Source organism: Nonomuraea sp. NPDC049607, assembly GCF_040675375.1.
In the GTDB taxonomy this organism is placed as follows: Bacteria; Actinomycetota; Actinomycetes; order Streptosporangiales; family Streptosporangiaceae; genus Nonomuraea.
Genome location: NZ_JBFAOV010000091.1, coordinates 1 through 5,050, shown reverse-complemented (window position 1 = coordinate 5,050; position 5,050 = coordinate 1). Strand labels below are relative to the sequence as shown.

The following is a 5,050-nucleotide window of genomic DNA, read 5'->3' as shown; positions in this document are numbered from 1 at the left end:
ATGCTCAGAGGTGACACTGGCCTCGCGATAACCTGCAGCGCATTCGCCGAACTGTGGCCCGATGAAGGGTGGGATGCCTGCGGGCACGCATTTCTCAAGGCGGCGCTGGGAACCGCAGCCGCGCCTCAATCGATATCGCTGTTCCACAGCGTGGCTGGAGTCACCTTCGCGCTGCGCTGCCTCTCTCGTAGCGGACAGCGCTACGTTGGTGTGCTGGAACAAGTGGAGGCCATGCTCTTCGCTTGGATCGGCGTGGCGCTTGACAAGTTGCCGCCTGCGGGAGGGCTGGCTGAGGCGGACTTCGACCTGATCGACGGTCTGAGCGGTGCAGCCGTCCCATTGACCGTAGCTGCAGAGGACTCTCGTCACCTGGCTGGGCGGACGAGTACGCCCAGCACTCATTCCACCCTGGCGATCAGCCTTCTAGAACGTATCATGCGACGTTTCACCGTGTGGGCCTTCCAGCCTGTTCCCGGAGGCTTCTGGACGCCACCAGACCGGATCCGTGACCCGTATCCAGAAGCGCGCAGCGGATATCTCAACCTTGGAGTGGCACATGGCATCGCTGGACCGCTTGCTCTTGCTTGCCTCATCAAGCGTGCGGCCCTACTGGACTTCGACCTCACACCACTGATCACAACGCTTGCAGAGCGATTGAACGCCTGCATCCTCGAGACCTCTGGCGGACCAGATATCCCTTACCACTACCTCGCTCATGTCGCCCCATCCTTGGAGCGCCAGACCCGATCGGCGTGGTGCTATGGGAACCCTGGCGCTGCCCGGGCACTACAGCTTGCCGCGTTAGCCTGCGACCGTCCTGCTTGGGAGGACACAGCGGCCGAAATCTTGCATGCATCCCTCGGACGCAGCGAAGACGTCAGAGCCATCCCGTCTCCCACGTTCTGTCACGGCAAAGCGGGGCTGGTGCACGTGCTCCACCGGTTCGTCCGTGATGCCTCCAAACCGCGCCGCTTACTCCATAAGGCACTAGGAGCTGTTTCTTGGATCAGGTCCGGAGCCAGATAACCAAGGTGGCCAGGGTGACGGTGCCGAGGAAGATGTATGCGCGCTTGTCGTAGCGTGTGGCCACGGCCCGGAAGTTCTTCAGCCGGTTGATGGCCCGTTCGACGACGTTGCGTGCCTTGTAGCGGTCGGCATCGAAGCCGGTGGGCCGTCCCCCGGCAGAGCCGCGCCTGCGGCGGTTGGCACGCTGGTCACGCGGTTCAGGAATGGTGTGGCGGATCTTACGGCGTCGCAAGTAGACGCGATTGGCGCGCGAGGAGTACGCCTTGTCCGCGGCCACGCTGTCGGGTCGGGTACGCGGGCGTCCCGGCCCTAGGCGAGGGACTCGCACAGCCCGCAGCACCCGCTCCAACTGCGGGCTGTCGCCGTACTGGCCCGGCGTCAGGACCAGCGACAGCGCCCGGCATCGGCCGTCCGCCGACAGGTGGATCTTGGTGGTGAACCCGCCGCGGGAACGACCTAGGCATTCCCCAGCCTGACCACCTCCCCCAGCCGGGCGGCCAGCGCGGCCAGCACCGGATCGCCCCGGTTTGTCCCGGCCGCGTCCCCCTTTTGCCGGCCGGGCGGCGCGGGGACAGGCGGCGGGGTGCGGGGCGCGCCGGCGGCGTGCTGGTGAGCCCGGACGGTGGTGGAGTCCACGGAGATGTCCCAGTCCACCTCGCCCTCGGCATCCCGCTCGGCCTGGATCGCGGTCAGCAAGCGCTGCCAGGTGCCATCGGCCGACCAGCGCCGGTGCCGCTTGTACACCGTGATCCAGGGGCCGAATCGTTCAGGCAGGTCCCGCCAGGGCAGGCCGGTGCGAGCCCGGTACAACACGCCGTTGATCGTCCTGCGGTGGTCGTTCCACCGCCCACCCTGCTGGCCACCCTCGGGCAGCAGCGGCCTGAGCCGCTCCCACTCCGCGTTGGTTAAGTCACCTCGACCCATAGGTCAATCGTGACGACGCAGGCACGATCAGTCAGCAGATCTAAGAAACAGCTCCTAGAACGAGAGCTGGATGAACTGCTCGACAAGTACGACCCTGAGGCCGACTTCGGCTACCGAGACATCCATCTGCGCATAGGCCCCCGGGACCATCCAGGGTTTCTTGAAGGGGCGGCAGGAGTAGCCGCAGTCCTTGCCGCCTTTGCTGCCGATAAACCCCTGACCTGGGAACGCGCCGTACTAATGGGATGACGACACGCGTGCAGGCGCTTGCGCGCTCTGGCAGAAACGCCTGCACAGGCACACCCGGGAGCTATGAGATCAGGCCGAACCCGCGGATGGCCCGCGAATAGTGCCGGGAGAGCTCGCAGTCGATTCGACATGATGCCGGTGCCGTCAGCACGTCGGCATCGCCTGTGTCCATGCCAAGCTCCGAGGCTCGATCAAGCGCCGATTCCCGGATCGCGGACGTGGTAGCCCCACGCAAGGCAGCGGCTTGTACCGGCGCCAAGAATCGCGATCCTTCCATAAGCTCGGACAGCTCGCGTAGGTCGGTGTCTGTGACGACCGCACGTACCTCCGGAGGGTGCTGGTGCGTGCGCCTACCGCCGTCGGCCCGTATGAGCCTGGTCAGCAGTCGCTGAAGCAACATCACTGGCCAGCCCAGGACGTGGCCGACCACGCGCCCGATCGACCCCGCCGCTTCGTACGTGCCTGCTGGTGTGCCCTGCGCGCCGAGCACGGCGCCGATGCGTGTGTACTGCTCCTCGCGCAGGTGCGACGCGCTGCCGCCACTGCCTTGCAGCGACTCACGCCATTGCGTCAGGGTGGACAGCGCGCTGCCGATGATCAGCCCCTCATGACCCTGGTTGGCGTAAGCATGGGCCAACAGAGCTACCCGATGTCGTGCAGGCAGGAGTAGCCAGGTTGGCAGCCCGATCACCAGTGTCCTGCCCCTGAACCCGGTTCGCACATATTCGCTTGTCATTCCCAGATCTCTGACCGCCACGCTGGCCGGCGGCTGGACGTGCATGGTTCGCGCTACTCTCTCGGCCAAAGCGTGGAGTTCGGGAGCGGCTGACCGCTCCAGCACCTCGACGTCAACGGGTAAGCGGGGTGGCCGAGGACACATCAGTACGCCGACGCCTATGAGCAAGGCTCCGATCAGCCAGGCGAAGAGGAAGTCGGCGTTGACATAGATGACCCGGACACCCAGCGCCATCAGCGCCAAGGTGCTCGCATGAATCATCAGCGAAATCAGTACGGCAGCAGCCGTTCGGATCCTATACACCTTGCAAACTCCTTTTCGTCTTAAGCATGATCGGGGCCTCTTCCAAGCAGCCGCTGCACCGTCCGCTGGTTGTTCCCAGCCACTCGCGACCGGCCTACTCCCGCAGCTACCGAACTGGCCGGTCACATTTTGGCGGTCATGCGGACCACCCAAGGATTCGTGAGTCCTGCCGGCGCTGCAACGATTCGTCGTGACTCAGGATCGCGCTGTAGAGGCGCTGCAGTGCAGGCGAGGGATCCACCCCAAGATCCTCTCTTAGCCGCATCGACAGTCTCCTGTGCTCGTTCAGAGCGCCGTGGGGGTCGCCACTCGAGTAGAGAACTCGGATGAGCTGCTCGGACGCTCGCTCTCTGGTCGGGTGATCAGCTACGACGGCACGAGCCTCTCCAACCAGAGCATGGGCCAACCCGAGCGCGAGACCCGCCTCAATGTAGTCCTCGCGGGCGAGCAGTCTCTGCTCATTAAGAGCATAGATGTGCCCTCGCATCACCGTGCTACCCGATGCGTTGGAGCATGCAGGCCCCGCCCATAGCGACAGCCCTTGCCTGAGCCTGTGCATCGCAACGTCGAATTGGCCGCGAGCAGACGCGACGCCAGCCTGGGCCGTGTGCTCATTGAACGCCTGTACATCGCTCTCCCCGCTCTCGATGAACAGCCGGTATGTCGCGTCAGCTCCGCCGGTACCACGATTAGTGTGTAGGCGGCCAGTGAGACCGTATTCCCGCAGGTGTGTACGCGCTTGTCCGATATACGTGCGAAGGTTGGACATCGCAGAACGCGGAGGGTTGTCCCAGATCAGCCGTTTTAGCCTGGATGCCGACAGGCCATGGACCCCGGCGAGCATGAGAGCCGCAAGTACGCCCAGTGATGTGGGCGACGCGGGGCAGGGGGTGACAGCCTCCGAGCCCAGACGAACCGGTCCAAGTAAATGAAAAATCACGAGGCCTTCCTGGTTCATTCAGTGCCTTGCATTCCAAGTGTGGCCGCAGAACGAGTGGTCCTTCTGGATCATGTCGATTAACAGTTGCAGTGCTGCCGGTCAGCACGCACGAACGTTCCTTGGTCCGGCGATGATCTTCTCGGCGGTTCTACCAACGGTTGAATCTTCTAGTGGGCGTCCGTCAGATACCGCCGCCTTTGCGTTCGCCGACCGACCTGCAGTGGCGGAAGTGGGAGGCAAGGGCACAGAAAGAGATCATGTATGAGTGCGGCGCCAAGGTCAGCTGCATTTGCCAGTCAACCGAAACGTCCTGTAGGCGCAAGTTCGCTGTGACGGTCGGGTAGGGCACGCTCAATCCAAGAGTGGCGTAGTAGTGATCGATGTTGAACAGCAATCGGTAATGCCCTTGCTCAAGGTCTTTGGAGCCCCAGTCTCGCACCAAGCCGTCTTCATCGGTCGCAGCACGAGCTGCGGTTTGCCAGCATCCTCCTGCCAAGTGCTGCAATAGGACGGGGATCCCAGCAGCAGGTCTGCCGTACGCGGCGTCGAGTGCGTACGGAGTGATGCTCGAGGGGGACACTTGGAATCTCCTACCTGCGCCGATCGACGCATGTGCATGATAAGCGCGGTGTTGTCAAAGCCATAATGACGCAGCACACTATCCTGGCGCTTCTCGTCTGCTATCTTCCCCGACCATCGCTCTTCCCGTTCCTCGCGTCGCCCACTGCGGAAAGATTCGCAATAGCCTGGCGATACCTATCTTGTTATATGTTTTCGGAGCAGCGGCAATCACTCCGATGCCGCACACAGGAGGCCCTCTTGAAGAACAACAAGGTTTCTCTCGTCAAGTGCCTACTCATAACGCTCGCCGC

At 63.3% G+C, this 5,050-nt stretch carries 4 protein-coding genes and 1 pseudogene; 1 reads left to right on the top strand and 4 read right to left on the bottom strand.

The features are described from left to right. Positions 1–1,026: lanthionine synthetase LanC family protein (locus AB0J97_RS51460; protein ID WP_364104748.1), on the top strand; the 1,026-nt coding region annotated here is incomplete at its 5' end. Here the strand turns inward: AB0J97_RS51460 and AB0J97_RS51455 are convergent. The 4 genes and pseudogenes from AB0J97_RS51455 to AB0J97_RS51440 all read right to left on the bottom strand — a co-directional run bounded on the left by AB0J97_RS51455 (position 1,007) and on the right by AB0J97_RS51440 (position 4,758). After that, positions 1,007–1,950 (bottom strand): annotated as a pseudogene (locus tag AB0J97_RS51455) (IS5 family transposase). The gene AB0J97_RS51460 and the pseudogene AB0J97_RS51455 sit on opposite strands and share 20 nt — an antisense overlap. A 310-nt stretch (positions 1,951–2,260) precedes the next feature. After that, positions 2,261–3,238 (bottom strand): hypothetical protein, encoded by a 978-nt coding sequence (locus AB0J97_RS51450; protein WP_364104745.1) that lies wholly within the window; start codon positions 3,236–3,238, stop codon positions 2,261–2,263. Positions 3,239–3,374: 136 nt separating this feature from the next. Then, positions 3,375–4,007: an AfsR/SARP family transcriptional regulator gene (locus AB0J97_RS51445; RefSeq protein ID WP_364104742.1), complete on the bottom strand. Its 633-nt coding sequence runs from the start codon at positions 4,005–4,007 to the stop codon at positions 3,375–3,377. Between the two features lie 352 nt (positions 4,008–4,359). Further along, positions 4,360–4,758, bottom strand: coding sequence for a hydroxyisourate hydrolase (locus AB0J97_RS51440; protein WP_364104739.1), 399 nt, complete (start codon positions 4,756–4,758; stop codon positions 4,360–4,362). Positions 4,759–5,050 lie beyond the last annotated feature (292 nt).